We start from the raw sequence: 16,323 nt of genomic DNA, 5'->3' as shown, positions 1-16,323 counted from the left end.
GCGGGCGGTTCGCCGCACTGTGCCGCACCTGCCCGGGAGTCACCGCTTTGTCTGCACCGACCGCGGAATCCATACCGGAGTCCTCCCTGTCGGAGCCCCCGATAGGGGAGCCCCCCATATTGGAGCCCTCCCTTTCGGAGTCCTCTGTATCGGAGTCCTCTGTATCGGACGCTCCCTCGGAGGCGGCACTTCTGCGGGGGCCGTCCTCGACGCCGTCGTTGGCCATCGCCCTGGTCGGAGCCGGTCCGCGCGGCACCAGCGTGCTGGAGCGGCTGTGCGCCTCCGCCAGTGAACTCCTCCCACCCGGGACGCCACTGACGGTGCATGTGATCGACCCCGCACCGCCCGGCCCCGGACGCGTGTGGCGCACCGCGCAGTCGGCCGAGCTGCTGATGAACACGGTCGCCTCGCAGGTGACCTTGTTCACGGACGAGAGCGTGGACTGCTCGGGGCCGATCCGCCCGGGCCCGAGCCTGTACGAGTGGGCGGACGGCGCACTCGGGCCTGACGACTACCCGACCCGGGCGCAGTACGGCCGCTATCTGGAGTGGGTGTTCGCGCAGGTGGTGCGGGACTCGCCGCCCGGGGTGCGCGTCGAGACCCACACGGCCCGCGCGGTCCGGCTCGACGACGGTTCCGACGGCTGCCAGGTCCTCACCCTGGACGACGGCCGGGTACTGACCGGGCTCGCGGCCGTCGTCCTGGCACAGGGCCATCTGCCGACGGCACCGGACGCTGAGCAGCGGCAGCAGACGTCGTACGCCGCCCGGAACGGCCTGCGGTACATCCCGCCCGCCAATCCGGCGGACGTCGACCTCGCCCCGCTGTCCCCCGGCGAACCGGTGCTGCTGCGCGGTCTGGGCCTGAACTTCTTCGACCACATGGCCCTGCTGACCACCGGCCGCGGCGGCCGCTTCGTCCGCACCGGGGACGTGCTGCGCTACCTCCCCTCCGGCCGCGAGCCCCGCCTGTACGCCGGCTCCCGGCGCGGCATCCCGTACCAGGCACGCGGCGACAACGCCAAGGGCCCGTACGGCCGCCACGAGCCCCTCGTCCTCACACCGGAGGTGATCGCGGGCTTCCGCAAGCGCGCGGACTCCGGGGAAGCTCCGGACTTCCTGGCGGAGGTATGGCCGTTGGTGGCGAAGGAGGTTGAGACTGTTTACTACGCGGCGGTGCTGGGCGGGGACGCCAGGCTGCCGGACGGAGATGCCACGCCGCTGGGCGGGCCGCGGGAATTCGTCGAGCGCTATCTCGCCGTTCCTCATGGCGATCCTCTGGAGGCGCGGCTGCTGGACGAGTTCGGGGTTTCGGTCGCCGACCGATGGTCGTGGGAGCGGATCTCCCGGCCGTTCGCGGGGCGGGCGTTCGACGGGCCCGGCTCCTGGCGGGACTGGCTGCTGTCGTATCTGCGCGAGGACGCCGCGCAGGCCGCCCTGGGCAATGTGCGCGGCCCGCTGAAGGCCGCGCTCGACGTGCTGCGCGACCTGCGCAACGAGATCCGGCTGATCGTCGACCACGCCGGACTGAGCGGCGTGTCCCGCCGGGACCACCTGGACCGCTGGTACACCCCGCTCAACGCCTTCCTCTCCATCGGCCCGCCCCGGCGCCGCATCGAGGAACTGACCGCGCTGATGGAGGCCGGGGTGGTGGAGGTGCTCGGGCCACGGCTGGAGGTGCGGTGCGCGGAGGGGGCGTGGGTGGCGCACTCCCCGGAGGTGCCGGGGTCGGCCATGCGGGTGACGACCCTCATAGAGGCCCGGCTCCCGGAACCCGACCTGCGCCGCACCGCCGACGAGCTGCTCGCCCGGCTCCTGCGGACCGGGCAGTGCCGACCGCACACGATCGACGGATACGAGACGGGCGGGCTGGACGTGACCGGGCGGCCGTATCGCCTGATGGACCGTCAAGGTCAGCCGCACGAAGGACGGTTCGCGTTCGGGGTGCCCACCGAGGGGGTGCACTGGGTGACGGCTGCGGGGGCGCGGCCCGGGGTGGACTCGGTGACGCTGTCGGACGCGGATGCGGTGGCGCGGGCGGTGCTGCGGGTGGCGGCGGGGCCGGAGGCGGGAGCTGGGCCGCACCAACGAGAGAATGTTGAAGTTGCAAGTATCGATTAGGGCTGCCTAACGTGAGAGGGCCACTCGGTTCTGTCCCCGACGGGTCCGCACCGACCCGCCCACCGAAGGAGCCCCCCACATGACCGAACGCCTCCACACCGCCCAGCCCTATGCAATCGGCCTGTTTCGCATTGTGACCGGCCTGCTCTTCCTCTGCCACGGCGCCGCCTCCCTGTTCGGCGTCCTCGGCGGCGCCGCGGGCACCGACGGCGGCACGATCCCCGCCGGCACCTGGCCGGGCTGGTACGCCGCCGTGATCCAGCTGATCGGCGGCGGCCTGGTCATGCTGGGCCTCGGGACCCGCGTGGCCGCGTGCGTCGCATCGGGTTCGATGGCGTACGCGTACTTCTACGTGCACCAGCCCGCGGGCCTGTGGCCGATGGCGAACGGCGGCGAGGCCGCGGCCATGTTCTGCTGGGCCCTCTTCCTGCTGGTCTTCACCGGTTCCGGCGCCCTCGGCCTGGACGCACTGTTCGCCCGGCGCGCCGAGGCCAAGCGGAACCCGGGGGCGTCGACGGAGGCGCAGGAGTCGCCGGTCGCGGCCTGACGGGACGCCGTTTCTTTGTATGAGAAGTGAATATCCCGCACCGAACACATGAGCCCCCCGCGAACCTCCTGTCACACCCCGGGCGTACGCTGTATGGCTTACGGGGGAATGACGGGGAGTCGCGGTGCTGGAGAGTGTGGGGTCACTGACGGGCAGCCCATGGATCTACGCGATGGTGGCGGCGTCGATCCTGCTGGACGTGTTCGTTCCGGTGCTGCCGAGCGGGGTGCTGGTCATCATGGCGGCGACGGCGGCCGCCGCGGGCTCCGGCGCGGCGACCGGGCAGGTCCCGACCGACGTCCCCGACATCCTGCTCCTCACACTCTGCGCCACCACCGCGTCCGTGCTGGGCGACCTGGTGGCCTACCGCCTCGCCTGGCGCGGCGGCGCCCGCCTGGACCGCGCGCTGGCCCGCTCACCCCGCCTGAGCACCGCGCAGGAACGTCTCGGCACGGCGCTGGCCCGAGGCGGCGGCGCCCTGGTCGTCCTGGCCCGCTTCGCCCCCGCCGGCCGCTCGGTCGTCTCCCTCACCGCCGGCGCCGCCCGTCGCCGCCCCCGGGACTTCGTCCCCTGGTCGGCCCTGGCCGGCCTCACCTGGGCCACGTACAGCGTCGCCCTCGGCTACTTCGGCGCCCACTGGCTGGGCACGACGTGGCTGGCAACGGCCGTCTCAACCCTGGCCCTCGTCGGCGCAGGCGCCGCGGCGACGTACCTGATGCGCCGCCCGAGGACGTCGGAGGGGGATCCGGCGTAGCGGAGGGCCGCGGACGTGCCACTGAACCGCGGCCGCAGCTCCCGCACCGACGCCCAACCACACGCCGACAAGCCCACCCAGCTACGACCCGACAGCGCCCCGCACAGCAGCGGGCAGCCAAAACGGCGCAGCTACGACCCGTCACCAACCCCACACAGCGCGAACGGCAAACAGCGCAGCTGGGCCAGCCCAACCACCCAACCGCAACCTGCCACCAACCAGCGCAGCTGCGGACACGCAAACGCGCGCAGCTGGCCAACCACCCAACCGCAACCTGCCACCAACCCACGCAGCCGCAGACACACGAACCCGCGCAGCTGGGGCAGGCCAACCACCCAACTGCGCCCTGCCACCAACCAGCGCAGCCGCAGACACACAAACCCGTGTCGCTGGAGGCAGGCAAACCGGCGTGGCTGCGGTGGCCCCCGCCCAACCCGCGTAGCTGCGGGCAGTCGTGCCGCTGGGGCGGCACGGGTGGGCGCAGCGGCACCCCGCCAGCGCGGGCGAGCGACCCGACCCCCGCCCAGCACGAGCACCGACCCGCCCCGCGCCCAACGCCCGCCGGACCCACCCAGCGCTCCCTACCCCGCCTTACGGGCCACCCCCTGCCCCCGCACCTCCAACCCACCCAACAACTCCGCCGTAGCCTCGGCGATCACATCCACGGCCCGATCGAAAACCTCCCGATTGTGCGCGGCAGGCTCCCGAAACCCGGAAACCTTCCGCACATACTGCAGAGCGGCAGCCCGGATCTCGGCCTCAGTGGCCTCCTCGGGCAATACAGGCGGACGAAGCGTCTTGATACTGCGGCACATACCCCCAGTCTCCCGCCCACCCCGACGCCCGCCCACCCCGCAAACCGCTGCCCTCAAAAATGCCCCAGCCCCCCTCTCGTCCCCTCCCACTCCCCCTGGGATGATCCACTCCAAGGCGGCCACCTCCCCGGGGCCGACCGACGAGAGGAACCACGCATGGCGCACAACAAGCTCACCGTCGCCGTCCTCGGCCCCGGCGGCGTAGGCGGCCTGCTCGCTGCCCTCCTCGCCCGCGCCGGCCACCGCGTGATCTGCCTGGCCGGCGACACCACGGCCCACACCCTCCGCACCACCGGCATCCACGTCCGCAGCCCCCGCTACGGCGACTTCACCACCCCCGTCGAAGCCGACACCGAACTCCGCGAACCGGTCGACGCCTGCCTGATCACCGTCAAGCACACCACCCTCGACGCCGCACTCCCCCGCATCCCCGCCCCCACCCTCGGCGACGCCCTGCTCGTCCCGTTCCTCAACGGCGTTGAACACCCCGCCCACCTGCGCTCCCGCTACCGCCCCCACCAGGTCGCCCCCGCCGTCATCCGCGTCGAGTCCTCCCGCGTCACCCCGGGCGAGATCGAACACACCAGCCCCTTCGCCGAGATCGACCTGACCGGCGACCTCGTCCCCCGGCACCGCCTCGACACTCTGGCCACCGCCTTCACGACCGCCGGCCTCACCACCCGCGTCCTGGACGACGAGGCGGCCGCCCTCTGGGCGAAGATGTCGTTCCTCGCTCCCTTCGCCCTGCTGACCACCCGCTACTCCCTCCCCCTCGGCGACATCCGCACCCACCACCGCGACGAACTCACCGCCCTCGTCGCGGAATCGGCGGCCGTCAGCCGCGCGTGCGGCGGCCCCGCCGACCCGGCCGAGGCACTCGCCCGCTTCGACGCCTTCCCGCCGGGCACCAAGTCGTCCATGCAACGCGACGCCGAGGCAGGCCGCACCCTGGAACTGGACGCCATCGGCGGCGCGTTGCTCCGCGCGGCCGAGCAGCACGACGTACCCACGCCCGTGGCGGCAAAACTGGTACGGGAGTTGAGGGAAGCAGGCCACTGACCAGCCGATCTCTACGTGGCCTGCGGCCAGGATGCGCGCCCGCGATGGCTACCGCTCAGCAGACCTGCCCGGGCCCGCCGGCCGTTGCCTTCAGCAGTCGTGGAGGTCGATGCGGTCGGGGTAGCCGCGCATGTAGTCGGCGACGGCGGCCTTGCCCTCCAGCCGCCTCGGTCACCCCTCGGGCGCGAACGGGAATTCGAACGCTCCGTCGTCGTCCCACAGGTCGACCAGGCGGAGATGTTCTGTAGGCACCGCCCGCACACCGTTGTGACTGAGCGCCTTGGTTGGTTGCCGTCACGCAGACGGGACCGGAGTCTCCGGTGGGGCGGGAAGCGTTCGTCCCAGGCGGGCGAGTGGGGACAGGGCCATCAGCGCCGGCGACAGCAGCATGCCAGCGGCTGTTACCAGGAGGCTGGTGCGCGTCCCCCACGCTTCCGCGAGAACGCCGCCGAGCAGCGAGCCGAGCGGGGTCAGCCCCATGCCGACGAAGTTGATCGTCGCGGCCACGCGGCCTTGCATCCCGTCCGGCGTGACGGTCTGCCGGACGGCCATGACCGTGACATTCACCAGCTGGCTGAAGGTCCCGAAGACGAAGTTGACCGTAAGGAGTGCGGGAACCGTCACCGCAGGGGAGCCGTGCAGTGCGGGCACCAACAGGAACACGCCGTCGCCGAGTGCTGCCGCGGACACGAGCACAGTGCCGTATCCGAAGCGGTTCGGCAGGCGGGCGGCCAGCAGCGAGCCCAGGAGCGCGCCCGGTCCCGTCGCCGCGAGTGCCAGCCCGACGGCGGTGCCCGACAGGTGCAGGTCCCGTGGCAGGAACAGCAGATAGACGGTCATCACAGCCGCGAAGAAGAACTGGAAGGCGGCTGACGCAAGGCACACAGTCCGCAGCGAGGTGTCACCGGCGACAAAGCGAAGGCCCTCATGGATCCGCCGCCAGAGCCGGGCAGGACGTTCCGAGCATTCTGGTTCCGGGATGGTCTCTTGGCGCCCGATCCGTCGGATCGACAGGAACGACAGCGCGAAAAACGCTGCGCTGGAGGCGGCGGCGATGGGCCCCGACAGCACTGACACCAACGCACCGCCGAGGGCGGGACCGCCGATCTGCGCAGCGGACCGACTGCCCTCTAGCGCGCTGTTGCCCCGCACCAACTGATCGCGTTTCACCAGCCTTACGAGAGACGCCTGGTATGCCACGTCGAAGAAGACGGACAGGGCCCCGACGGCGAAGGCGACCACCAGCACCGGCGTTGAGCGTCAGGACGGCGAAGAGCGGCAGAACCATCAGACTTACATGTTCGCCCAGTTGGGAGGCCGTCTGGCCCGCCCATAGCCTGCGGAAGTCGCCGTCCCGCCACAGGCTTGACGGAACAGGTCGACCGGAATCGGATACAGCGGAGGAAGAGGACGGCACAGGGACCCCTCGGATGACCGAAGACGAGACCCGCCAACCGACGCACGCCAGGTGCACCGACCATGTCAGGCAGCGGGAAAGGAAGGCTCGCTGTGCCGCGCATCAAGGGCAGCACGCGATGACAGGCCGCTCACGGCCTCAAACGTCAACGCGTGCTCGGACGACCGACCATGTCTTCACTCCTCGTGAGTCACTCGCTGCACGAACACTACCTCCGGCTCGGCAGGTGAGCCCTGGCAGCACTACGACCTCGGCCACCCCGAAGGACTCCAGCAAGGCCAAATACCGGACTCCACGCGCAACCGGGCGCCGGACCCGCGGGCGTGCAGTGCTGGGACCCGGCAGACGATCGCCGGCGCTGTAACACGGCACCGGCACCGGCACCGGCACCGGGCAGAGTTATACGCCGAGCGTGACTGGGCCGAGGCCGGACGGCAACTGGCGCACGGCCAGCGCCACAGCCTCATGCACCGAGGTGAATCGGCCAAGGTCATCGCTGATGAAGCCCCTGCCCACCCCGTACGTGCCGTCGGTGTTCGCTGTCAGGCAGGGTCCGACGACGGTCAGGCGCGGGCGCGTGGTGGTCGAGAAGCGCAGCGCCCAGTGGCTCGTGAACGGGTAGAGGGCCAGCAGCGTCGGCTCGGCGTGCGCCGCCTCGATCATGGCTTGGTACGTCCCCTGCCAGTCGTACTCCAGTTCGCCCGCCTCCTGGCGCATGCCCTGCCACTCGGATTCCGTCAGGCGTACGGGATCGAGGTCGGGCACCTCGAACCGTCCGGTGCGGTGCACGAAGGGTGCCGCCCGGCGGATGTCGTCCAGGGCCGCCCCGTCGCGCCAGGCCCGGGCGGCCCTGGCGACCTCCGCCAGGTCGTCCGTCCTGCCATCGATGAGAGGCATGCCCTGGAACGACTCCGTGCCGCGGATCGACCACCGCCGTTCGTGCGACCATGCGCTGATCTGCAGCGGCTCGCGGTGCCGCAGGGTGCTTGCGACGGTCGCGTGGAGCAACGGAGCGAAGCCCGGGGATGTGACGGGGACGGCGCCGAGGCAGCTTTCCGCTTCGGCCTGGAGCGCTGCGGCAAGGCTGCCGGAGGCCACGACGTCGGAGTACAGGACAGCCGGGTCAGGAGGGGCGGGCACGGCTCCTGATTGTGCCCGAGCCGCTGACTCCCGGGGGCTCCATGCGCTCAAACCGATCGGAGCGCTCAGTCACACCCGTTCGCGTGAACCACCGTAAGAAACTCGCCACTACAAATCGAACAGGCGTAGCATTACGGCCGTGGCTACGACCTACGACTTCCCTAGCGACCTCCGCGCCGGTCAGGAGGAGCTGCATCAGGTCCGGGCCGAACTGTCGGCCCTGCTGAAGCGGCTCCCTTGGTCGGTCGAGCCCCTGGACGGCTTCAGCGACGCAGGCGGCTGGCGCAAGATCGAACGCCCCGCCTCCCCCGGCTGGACCACCGACGAGCAGGCCGAGGTCGAGAAGCTCCGCCGCCGCGAACGCGAACTCGCGATCTTCGTCAGCACCCACCGCTACTGGTCGGAACTCACCGGCCCCGACCACGTCGACGCCCGCGCCAAACTGAAACACGCCGACGAGACACCGCCGGACCCCGAACGGGACGCGTGAGGCGCGGTGTCTGAGGCACGGGGTGTCTGAAACCGAACAAGGCCCAGATCTCCGGGTTCCCCCCGGTGACCTGGGCCTTGCTGTGTCCTGCGACTGGTGGGCGCGGACGGTTTCGAACCGCCGACATCCGCCTTGTAAGGGCGGCGCTCTACCGCTGAGCTACGCGCCCAGGACGAGTCGACAGCCTACCTTGCCCGGGGCAGTGCCCTGCAAACCCGTATCGCGGGGGAGGTGTGCGGGGGTGGGATGGGATCGGGGTTAACCCCACCCCGGATCCGGGAGTGGTCCGGATCCCCTGGTGGAGGCCGGGTCCGTACGGTCGAGTAGTCGCCTTCCCCGCCGGTTCCGGCCCCTGCGGGAGGCGTCCCGCAGCCTGTCCCAGGGGGGATCCGTCATGGCCCGTACCGCTTCCGCTTCCGTGTCCGCCCGCGCCGCCGCCGTCGCCGGTGCCGTCGTGGTCGTCGTCGCGGGTATCACCGGCTGCGGTGCGGCCGCCGGGGACGACCAGGAGCCCGAGCGGCGGTCCTTCCCGCTGCAGGGCTCCACCCTCACCGTCGACTCCGACGACTCCGCCCTGGAACTCGTCGCCACGGACGCCCACCCCGAGGGCCGTATCCAGGTCACCCGCTGGTTCGAGGGCTCGGTCGTCCTGGGCCAGGACCCCAAGGTGACCTGGGCCATGGACGGCGACCGGCTGGTGCTGCGGCTGAAGTGCTCCGGTTTCGTCGCCGACTGCTCGGCCAAGCACCGCATCGAGGTGCCGCGCGGCGTCGCCGTCGAGGTCAAGGACGGCGACGGCAGCGTGCACGCCCATGGCTTCGAAGACGCGCTGAACATCCGTACCGGCGACGGATCCGTCCGCGTCAACAACACCACCGGCGCCGTGAACGTCCACACCGGCGACGGTTCCGTCCGCGTCGATGCCGCCACCGGACCGCTTGACCTGCGCACCCAGGACGGTTCCATCCGCGCCGACGTCACTTCCCGCCAGGTCCGCACCCACACCGCCGACGGCTCCACCCACCTCGAACTCGGCGCCGTACCCGACCTGGTGGACTCCCGCAGCGGCGACGGCTCCGTCACCGTCTCGGTGCCCCGGGCCACCTACCGCGTGTCCACCGACACCGGCGACGGCGCGGTCAAGGTGTCCGTGCCCCGCGACGACTCCAGTCGGCACATCGTCTCCGCCCGCACCGGCGACGGCAAAGTCACGGTACGGACGGCGAACTAACGGCCCCGTGTGTTCGTCCTTAACCGGTGGGAGAATGACACCGGTCAGGGCGGATGACAGCACGGGAGAGGGATGTGACGGCGACACCACCTCAGCCGGACTCGCCGTCGATGCCGCGTGCGCACCGCTCACCACGGGTGTCCACCGCGATACGTGACACCCTCACCCTCCTCTCTGTGCCGCTGGTCGCCGCCCTTGTACTGCCCGCCTCGTTCGCCGGCGGCGGCACCCGGCGCTGGTTCGGCGGGCGTGCCGAGAGCCAGCGTGCCGAGGCGCAGGCCGCGAAGGACGCCGCCGCGGCCGCGTTCTACGAACTCGACACCGCCCAGCGCGATCTGCGCATCTCGATCGAGACGATCGCCGCCGTCGACGCCTCCCCCGCCGCCCGCCGCGCCGCCGCCGACTTCGAGGCGCTCGGCCGCCGCATCGACGAGGTCAGCCACCGGTACATCAACGCCGTCGACGCCCACGACCTCGACCGCGACGACCTGGAAGCCTCGGCCGCCACCCGCGCCCGCACCGAGCTCACCCAGGCCAAGGACGAGCTCGGCCGGGTCAAGCAGGACCTGGACCGCTTCGCCGACGGCCTCGGCCCGCTGCTCGGCAAGGCCGAGACCCAGCTCGCCCGCCTGGCCCCCGCCGTCGAACGAGCCCGCCAGTCCCTGCTCGCCGCCTCGAACGCCCTGGACGCCGTACGAGGATCAGGGCTGAAGGCGGACGACCTCGCCGCCCGTCTCGCCGCCCTCGCCCCCGAGCTGACCAAGCTGAACCAGGGCGCCGGCCAGCACGGGGTCCCCCAGACCCTGGAACGGGCCGAGCGGGTCGCCCGAGAGGCCGAGGCCATCCGCGCGGAGGCCGAACGGCTTCCCGAGCGGGCCGCCGAGATCGACCGCCGCCTGGTCTCCCTGCGCACTCGCGCCCAGGCCCTGACCACCCGCGCCGGCCAGGTGGAACCGGTGCTCAGCGAACTGCGCCGACGGTTCACGGTGGCCTGCTGGCAGGACCTGCAACGCGTCCCCGAGCAGGCCGCGGAAAGCGTCCGCCAGGCCGAGCTGAAACTGACCGAGGCCCAGACGGCGCGCCAGGCCCAGCGCTGGCCCGACGCGACCGCCCTGCTGTCGACGGCCCGGGCCCTGCTGAACTCCACCGACGAGGCCGTCTCGGCCGCCGGCGACCGCCTCAAGCGGCTGAACGCCGTCCAGAAGGACCCCCAGCAGGAGATCGAACGGACCCGGTTCGCCATCCGGGACGCCCAGCGGCTCGCCATGGCCGGCCGCAACACTCCCGATCCCCGTCACGCCCGCCCCCTGGACGACTCCGTCGGCCGGCTGGAGCGCGCGATCGCCACCCTGGACGGCCGTCACCCGGACTACTGGCACTTCCTGACCGAGACGGAAGCGGTCCGGCAGACGGTGGCCCGTGTCGTCGCGCAGATCCGGGAAGAACGCGGAACCACCGCCCACTGACCCACCCGCTTTGCCCCCGCTGAGCTGGGCCGAAGCCCGGATGTCACCTCCTTGTGAAGCCCGGATGTCACCTCCTTGTGAAGCCCGGATGTCACCTCCCTGTGTTGCCCACCCGGGTTGGGCGGGCAGATATTGAAGAGAAAGGGACGCACGGCCTCCGCTATCGCCCTGAGGGAGGCGACATGGCCACACACGCAGCGCACGGGGGAGAACGGCGGCGGATCCGGTTCGACGAGCATCTCCCCGTCGACCACCGCCTCAACCAGGTCTACCGCTTCGGCGCCGGACTGATGGGTCTGGTACTGATCGCTTTCGGCATCCTCGGTCTGATCGGCAAGGTGGGCTTCTTCGACACCCGCGGTGACCAGGTCGCGGGCCTCAACACCAACGGCGCCCTGAGCGTCCTGTCGATCTGCGTGGGAGTGCTCCTCTTCGTGGGCATGGTGATCGGCGGCAACTTCGCCTCAACGCTCAACATGGTGGTCGGCATCGCCTTCATCCTCAGTGGCTTCGTGAACCTGGGGCTCCTGGATACGGACTACAACTTCCTGGCCTTCCGCATCCAGAACGTGCTGTTCAGCTTCGTCTTCGGTGTGGTCCTGATGTTCTTCGGGATGTACGGGAGGGTCGGCTCGGCCCTGCCCCACGACAACCCCTACTGGCGGGCCCGCCACCCCGACCTGGTCGAGCCCGAGCCCCGCGAGCAGGGCCGTGGACGGGCGGTGGCGCTCGACGAGTCCCGACGGCCACAGGAGGACACCCGTTAACCTGTGGGCATGCCTCGCTACGAGTACCGCTGCCGGACCTGCGGCGACACCTTCGAACTGAGCCGCCCCATGGCGGAGTCCTCCGCCCCGGCCACCTGCCCCACGGGCCACGACGACACGGTGAAGCTCCTGTCGACCGTCGCGGTGGGCGGCTCGGCCTCGGCCCCGGCACCACGCGCGGGCGGCGGGGGTGGCGGTGGCGGGTGCTGCGGCGGGGGTTGCTGCGGCTGACGCCGCCGGCGTCGCTGCAGATCACCGCCCGCCTCAGGTCCCCAAGTAGCGCAGCACCGCCAGCACTCTGCGCGAGTAGCCCTCCCCTCCCGTCAGTTGGCGGCGGCGTGGGGAGGCGCAGTCGCGGCGGTGTGTCGGGGGCGGTTTCGGCGGGAGGTGCGGATGCGGACGGGAGTACCGGCGGGATAGCAGGTGCCGACGGGAACGCAGGCCGGATAGCAGCAGCAGACAGGAGTACAGGCGGGGCTGCGAACCGCACGCAGTGGCGTGAGCCCGGATGCGGGCGTGCCAGCGCAGGCGGAGACGCGAGCTGGGAGGGCTTGAGCCAGGTCACGGGCCCGCATGCGGAAGCGCCCTCACCGCCTGGCGTGGGCGTGGACGCAACGCGGGCACGAGCACGGTGGGGCGCGAGCGCGGATGCGGGCTTGGCACGAGGCGGGTTCAGGCGGGCGCGAGTACGGGTGCGGGCAGGCGCGAGCGCGGGTGCGGGGGGGGCACGAGTGCGAGTGCGGGCGGGCACGAGGCGAACGCGAGCGCCGGTGCGGACCGGCACGAGGCGAACGCGAGCGCCGGTGCGGACCGGCACGAGGCGGGTCTGGGGTCGGCCGACGCTGCCGCGTCCCTATCGGCGCCGCGTCCCCAGCGGACCCCATGGCTAGCGGAGCCCCGTCCTTACGGAGCCCCGTCCCTGACGGAGCCCCGTCGCCGGCTTCGCCCCGTCGTCGGCGGCCCCCGTCGCTACGGGCGATCCCCCGACGCGTGCAGGAACTCACGCAGGATTCGTTCGCCCGCCAGTACGCCCCGCTCGGGCAGGGAGGTGATATCGGGGGCGGTCCAGCCGCTGTCGGCCAGTTCGCCGTGGCTCGGGCGCCAGCCCTTGTCCGCGGCGAGCAGGAGGTCGGCGTCGAGGAGGGAGTCGCCCGCGGCGAGGGTGAGGTCGGCGCCGGTGCGGCGGGCGACCTCGTGCACGGCGGCGCTCTTGGTGAGCGGCTTCGGCACGGCGTAGATCTTGCGGCCCTGGAGGGAAACCGTCCAGCCGCGGTTCTCCGCCCACACCGCCAGCTCCTTCACCCAGTCCTCGGGCAGCAGCTCGCGCTCGACGACAAGGTAGGCGAAGAGGTCGTCGGCGACCCGGTGCTTGCGCACCCAGACCGGGTCAGCGGCCCTCAGCAGGTGTTCCTGCACCTCGGCCAGCGACGCGCACTCGTCGGCCAGCCGCGCCGTGACGCTCGCGTGCCAGTCGGGGTCGGAGACACCGTCCACCAGCAGGTGCCCGCCGTTGGCGCAGATCGCGTACCTCGGTGGCGGGCCGGGAAGGTTGATGCGCTGGTACTGCTTGCGGGTGCGGGTCGTGGTCGGCACGAAGACCGCGGCGTCGGCGAGGTCGGTGAGCAGCCCCGCCGCCGTCTCGGTCATGTACGACAGCGGCTTGCTCTCGTGCACCTCGACACACAGCAGCCGGGGCGCTCGCGCGTCCGGCATGGTCAGCGACAACGCGGCGGAGGAGTAGATGAGCGTACGGTCGAGGTCACTCGCCACCAGCACCGGCATCAGACAGCCACCGCCTTTCCGTCGGCGCCCGTCGCGCCACGCGTGTACTTGGGATGGATCAACCCCACGCAGGTGTAGGGGAGTTCACCGACCTCTTCGACCGGCACGCCGCGTTGCTCGGCCAGCAGCCGGACGTGGTCGAGGTCGGGGCCCGCCCCGGCCCGGGCCAGGATCCTCCAGGGCACGCGGCGCAGCAGCACGCGGGTGGTCTCGCCGACGCCGGGCTTGACGAGGTTCACGTCGTGGATGCCGTACTCCTCGCTGATGCGCTCGACGGCCGCCCAGCCCTCCCAGGTGGGGGTGCGGTCGGCGGACAGCAGTTCCTTGGTGGCCGCGTCCACCGCGTCGGTGACCTCGTCGAAGCGGGCGGAGATGGCGTCGAGGAAGGCGGTGGAGACGTCGGCGCCGGCGAGTTCGCGGTAGAACTTCGCACCGTGGTAGTCGTGCGGGCCGACCAGGTCGGCGCGCAGGACCGTGCGGGATATCAGGCCGGACACCGTGGAGTTGAGGCAGGCGGACGGGATGAGGAAGTCCTCGCGGGTGCCGTAGGTGCGGACGCATGAGCCGGGGTCGGCGAGTACGGCGATCTCGGGGTCGAAGCCGGTGATGCCCTCGGACTCCTCGAACTCGCGCAGGCCGGCGGCCAGTTCACGGGTAATGGCGCCCTTGCCGGTCCAGCCGTCGACGAAGACGACGTCGCGCGGGTCGTGCCGGTCGGCCAGCCAGCGCAGCGCGTTGGCGTCGATGCCGCGGCCGCGCACGATGGACACGGCGTAGTGCGGCAGGTCGAGGCCGTGCCGGTGCTGGGCCCAGCGGCGCATCAGGACACCGACCGGGGTGCCGGCCCGGGCGAGGGAGACCAGGACGGGGCGAGGGATGGGGGTCCCCCCGCCCGAGCGAAGCCGGGAGTGGGGGAGCTCGGCCAGGACGGTTTCGGTCACGACGCCGACGGCGTGGGCGATGCGGGCCGCGGAGGTCTCCAGGGCCGCGTGGAACAGCGCCTGGTACTGCTCGCTGGGCTGGTACTCGACGGGCAGCGACTCGGCGTAGTGCGCGCCGCCGCTCTGGATCGCCTCCTCGCGCTCCTCGGTCGGCGCCTCCAGGGTCACGTCCGACAGGTCCTGGAGCAGCCAGCCGACCTCTTCGGGCGCGTAGCTGGAGAAGGCGGGGCCGCGAAGGGGCTCGGGCAGCATGGCGGGCCTTTCGGGGGCGGGCGAGGCCGCAGGGACGTATGACGGGACGACCGCGAGCAGGATGTGCGGGGTGTGCTGCGCGAGCTGGGCGAGGAGCCCGTCGGGGGCGTGCAGGGCGGGAGTGTCCGCGGTGGAGTCGACGACGGCGACCACGGCGTCGAAGGCGCCGCCGGCGACGTTGTAGGCGTAGCGCTCACCGGGGCCGTCGGCGGGGTTGTCGTGGGCCGGGAAGACGAGGCGGGTGCGGATGGCGTAGCCGGGGTCGTCGACGGCGAGGACGGGAGAGCGGGTGGTCGTGGAGAAGCGGATGTCCGCAGGAGAGACGAGGTGTTCCAGCTCGCGGGCGAGGCGCAGCGGGGCGTACATCAGCTCCTCGCAGCCGAGGACCAGCACACGCCGGGCCCCGGGCGGCAGCGCCTCGGCGAGGCGGGCGCCCATGGCGGGCAGGGCCGTCTCCAGACGTCGGCGATGAGCGGCGGTGAAACCATGCCGACCGCCGTCGGGCACCCCTACGGGCCAGCGCAGATCGACCCGGGTAACCCACCCGCGCTCGGCCACCACCGGCCCGACCTGCTGCTCAGCCCCGGCCACCACGGCACCGGCCGAATCTGCTCCGGCCACCACGGCACCGGCCGCATCTGCTCCGGCCACCACGGCACCGGCCGGATCGGGCTCCCCCGCAACCGCGACGGACTGCCCGACCTCAGCCACCCCGACCGCACCCCGCTCATGCGCGGCGACCAAGGCCTGCCCCTTCTCCAGCACCCCGTCCGGCAGCCGTACCGTCCCCCGCGCTGCCGTGACGAGGTCGATGCGGGTGCCGATCTCGGTGGCGAAGTCGGTCAGGCGGTTCTGGTCGGCGGTGGAGCGCATGTCGACCAGGGCGACCACGACGTACCGGTCGCGGGGGTGGCGCTCGTGGAGGGCGCGGATGGTGTTGAGGATGGTGTTGCCGGTGGAGAACTCGTCGTCGACCAGGACCAGCGGGCCGTCCCCGGAGAGGAGGTTCGGGTCTTCGGGCAGGAGGAGGTGGGACGTGGCGTGCGAGTGGGACTCCTCGAAGCCGCCGGCCCGGGCGACGCCGGGTACGGGACGGCGGGTGGAGTGGAGGTAGGGGGCGTGGCCGAGGCCGTCGGCGACGGCGTGGCCGAGGCCGGTGGCCGTCTCGGCGTAGCCGACGACGACGACGGAACGCGCCCCGGTGGCGCCCAGCAGCTCCCGCACCCTGCGCCCGAGGGCGAAGCCGGAGCCGTACACGACCGACGGGGACTGCGGGACGTGCTTGCCGAGCACGTTCGACACGAGGAGGTGAGCGCGCTTGGGGTTGCGCCGCAGGGCGAGGCCCAGCAGGTCGGTGAGGGAATCGTCGCCCAGGAGTTCGACCCCGAGCCGCTCGGCGACCCAGCTCCCGGACCAGATCCCACGGCTCTGGCCGACCTGGTTGGCTCCGCTGGCTCCATTGGCTCCGTTGACTCCGTCGTTCACTGCCTTGTCCATGCGTTCCTTGTGTTCAGCGTGTTCAGCCGAGTTCAGCGTTCTTCA

At 71.8% G+C, this 16,323-nt stretch carries 13 protein-coding genes, 1 tRNA gene and 1 pseudogene; 9 read left to right on the top strand and 6 right to left on the bottom strand.

The features are described from left to right. Positions 1–218 precede the first annotated feature (218 nt). From HJD23_RS29580 to HJD23_RS29570, 3 genes are all read left to right on the top strand, one after another. Positions 219–2,120 (top strand): FAD/NAD(P)-binding protein, encoded by a 1,902-nt coding sequence (locus HJD23_RS29580; protein WP_171112132.1) that lies wholly within the window; start codon positions 219–221, stop codon positions 2,118–2,120. Between the two features lie 79 nt (positions 2,121–2,199). Then, a complete protein-coding gene (locus tag HJD23_RS29575; RefSeq protein WP_171112133.1) occupies positions 2,200–2,667 on the top strand; it encodes a DoxX family protein in 468 nt (155 codons plus the stop codon). A gap of 124 nt (positions 2,668–2,791) precedes the next feature. Then, positions 2,792–3,421, top strand: a complete 630-nt coding sequence (locus HJD23_RS29570) for a VTT domain-containing protein (protein ID WP_171112134.1) — start codon at positions 2,792–2,794, stop codon at positions 3,419–3,421. A gap of 581 nt (positions 3,422–4,002) precedes the next feature. On the opposite strand, the gene HJD23_RS29565 is transcribed toward HJD23_RS29570, so the two are convergent. Then, on the bottom strand, positions 4,003–4,236 hold the full coding sequence (locus HJD23_RS29565) for a DUF2277 domain-containing protein (protein WP_171112135.1): 234 nt from the start codon (positions 4,234–4,236) through the stop codon (positions 4,003–4,005). 156 nt (positions 4,237–4,392) lie between these two features. Here HJD23_RS29565 and HJD23_RS29560 point away from each other — a divergent pair, with 156 nt between their 5' ends. Continuing rightward, positions 4,393–5,295, top strand: coding sequence for a 2-dehydropantoate 2-reductase (locus tag HJD23_RS29560; RefSeq protein WP_171112136.1), 903 nt, complete (start codon positions 4,393–4,395; stop codon positions 5,293–5,295). A 294-nt stretch (positions 5,296–5,589) separates the two neighbouring features. Here the strand turns inward: HJD23_RS29560 and HJD23_RS29555 are convergent. Then, positions 5,590–6,712: pseudogene (locus tag HJD23_RS29555) on the bottom strand (MFS transporter). Between the two features lie 399 nt (positions 6,713–7,111). Further along, positions 7,112–7,852, bottom strand: a complete 741-nt coding sequence (locus HJD23_RS29550; protein ID WP_171112137.1) for a DUF6193 family natural product biosynthesis protein — start codon at positions 7,850–7,852, stop codon at positions 7,112–7,114. Positions 7,853–7,991: 139 nt separating this feature from the next. Between HJD23_RS29550 and HJD23_RS29545 the strand changes: the two genes are divergently transcribed. Then, a complete protein-coding gene (locus HJD23_RS29545) occupies positions 7,992–8,342 on the top strand; it encodes a hypothetical protein (RefSeq protein WP_171112138.1) in 351 nt (116 codons plus the stop codon). Between the two features lie 94 nt (positions 8,343–8,436). On the opposite strand, the gene HJD23_RS29540 is transcribed toward HJD23_RS29545, so the two are convergent. Further along, a tRNA-Val gene (locus HJD23_RS29540) sits at positions 8,437–8,511 on the bottom strand. 225 nt (positions 8,512–8,736) lie between these two features. On the opposite strand from HJD23_RS29540, the gene HJD23_RS29535 reads away from it, so the two are divergent. The 4 genes from HJD23_RS29535 to HJD23_RS29520 all read left to right on the top strand — a co-directional run bounded on the left by HJD23_RS29535 (position 8,737) and on the right by HJD23_RS29520 (position 12,037). After that, positions 8,737–9,573: a DUF4097 family beta strand repeat-containing protein gene (locus HJD23_RS29535; RefSeq protein WP_171112139.1), complete on the top strand. Its 837-nt coding sequence runs from the start codon at positions 8,737–8,739 to the stop codon at positions 9,571–9,573. 74 nt (positions 9,574–9,647) lie between these two features. Continuing rightward, positions 9,648–11,039 (top strand): hypothetical protein, encoded by a 1,392-nt coding sequence (locus tag HJD23_RS29530; RefSeq protein WP_171112140.1) that lies wholly within the window; start codon positions 9,648–9,650, stop codon positions 11,037–11,039. Positions 11,040–11,221: 182 nt separating this feature from the next. Next, positions 11,222–11,806 (top strand): DUF4383 domain-containing protein, encoded by a 585-nt coding sequence (locus tag HJD23_RS29525; RefSeq protein WP_171112141.1) that lies wholly within the window; start codon positions 11,222–11,224, stop codon positions 11,804–11,806. A gap of 9 nt (positions 11,807–11,815) precedes the next feature. After that, a complete protein-coding gene (locus tag HJD23_RS29520; RefSeq protein ID WP_141312291.1) occupies positions 11,816–12,037 on the top strand; it encodes a zinc ribbon domain-containing protein in 222 nt (73 codons plus the stop codon). 738 nt (positions 12,038–12,775) lie between these two features. Here HJD23_RS29520 and HJD23_RS29515 read toward each other — a convergent pair. Both HJD23_RS29515 and HJD23_RS29510 read right to left on the bottom strand, forming a co-directional pair. Then, a complete protein-coding gene (locus HJD23_RS29515; protein WP_171112142.1) occupies positions 12,776–13,588 on the bottom strand; it encodes an HAD family hydrolase in 813 nt (270 codons plus the stop codon). Further along, positions 13,588–16,278: a phosphoribosyltransferase gene (locus HJD23_RS29510; RefSeq protein WP_171112143.1), complete on the bottom strand. Its 2,691-nt coding sequence runs from the start codon at positions 16,276–16,278 to the stop codon at positions 13,588–13,590. Before HJD23_RS29510 ends, HJD23_RS29515 begins: the two co-directional genes overlap by 1 nt. Between the last annotated feature and the right edge of the window lie 45 nt (positions 16,279–16,323).

It is taken from the genome of Streptomyces sp. Z423-1 (genome assembly GCF_013009255.1).
GTDB lineage: Bacteria > Actinomycetota > Actinomycetes > Streptomycetales > Streptomycetaceae > Streptomyces > Streptomyces gossypiisoli.
Note: the sequence above shows the minus strand (reverse complement) of the source record. Positions and strands in the feature narration are given on the sequence as shown.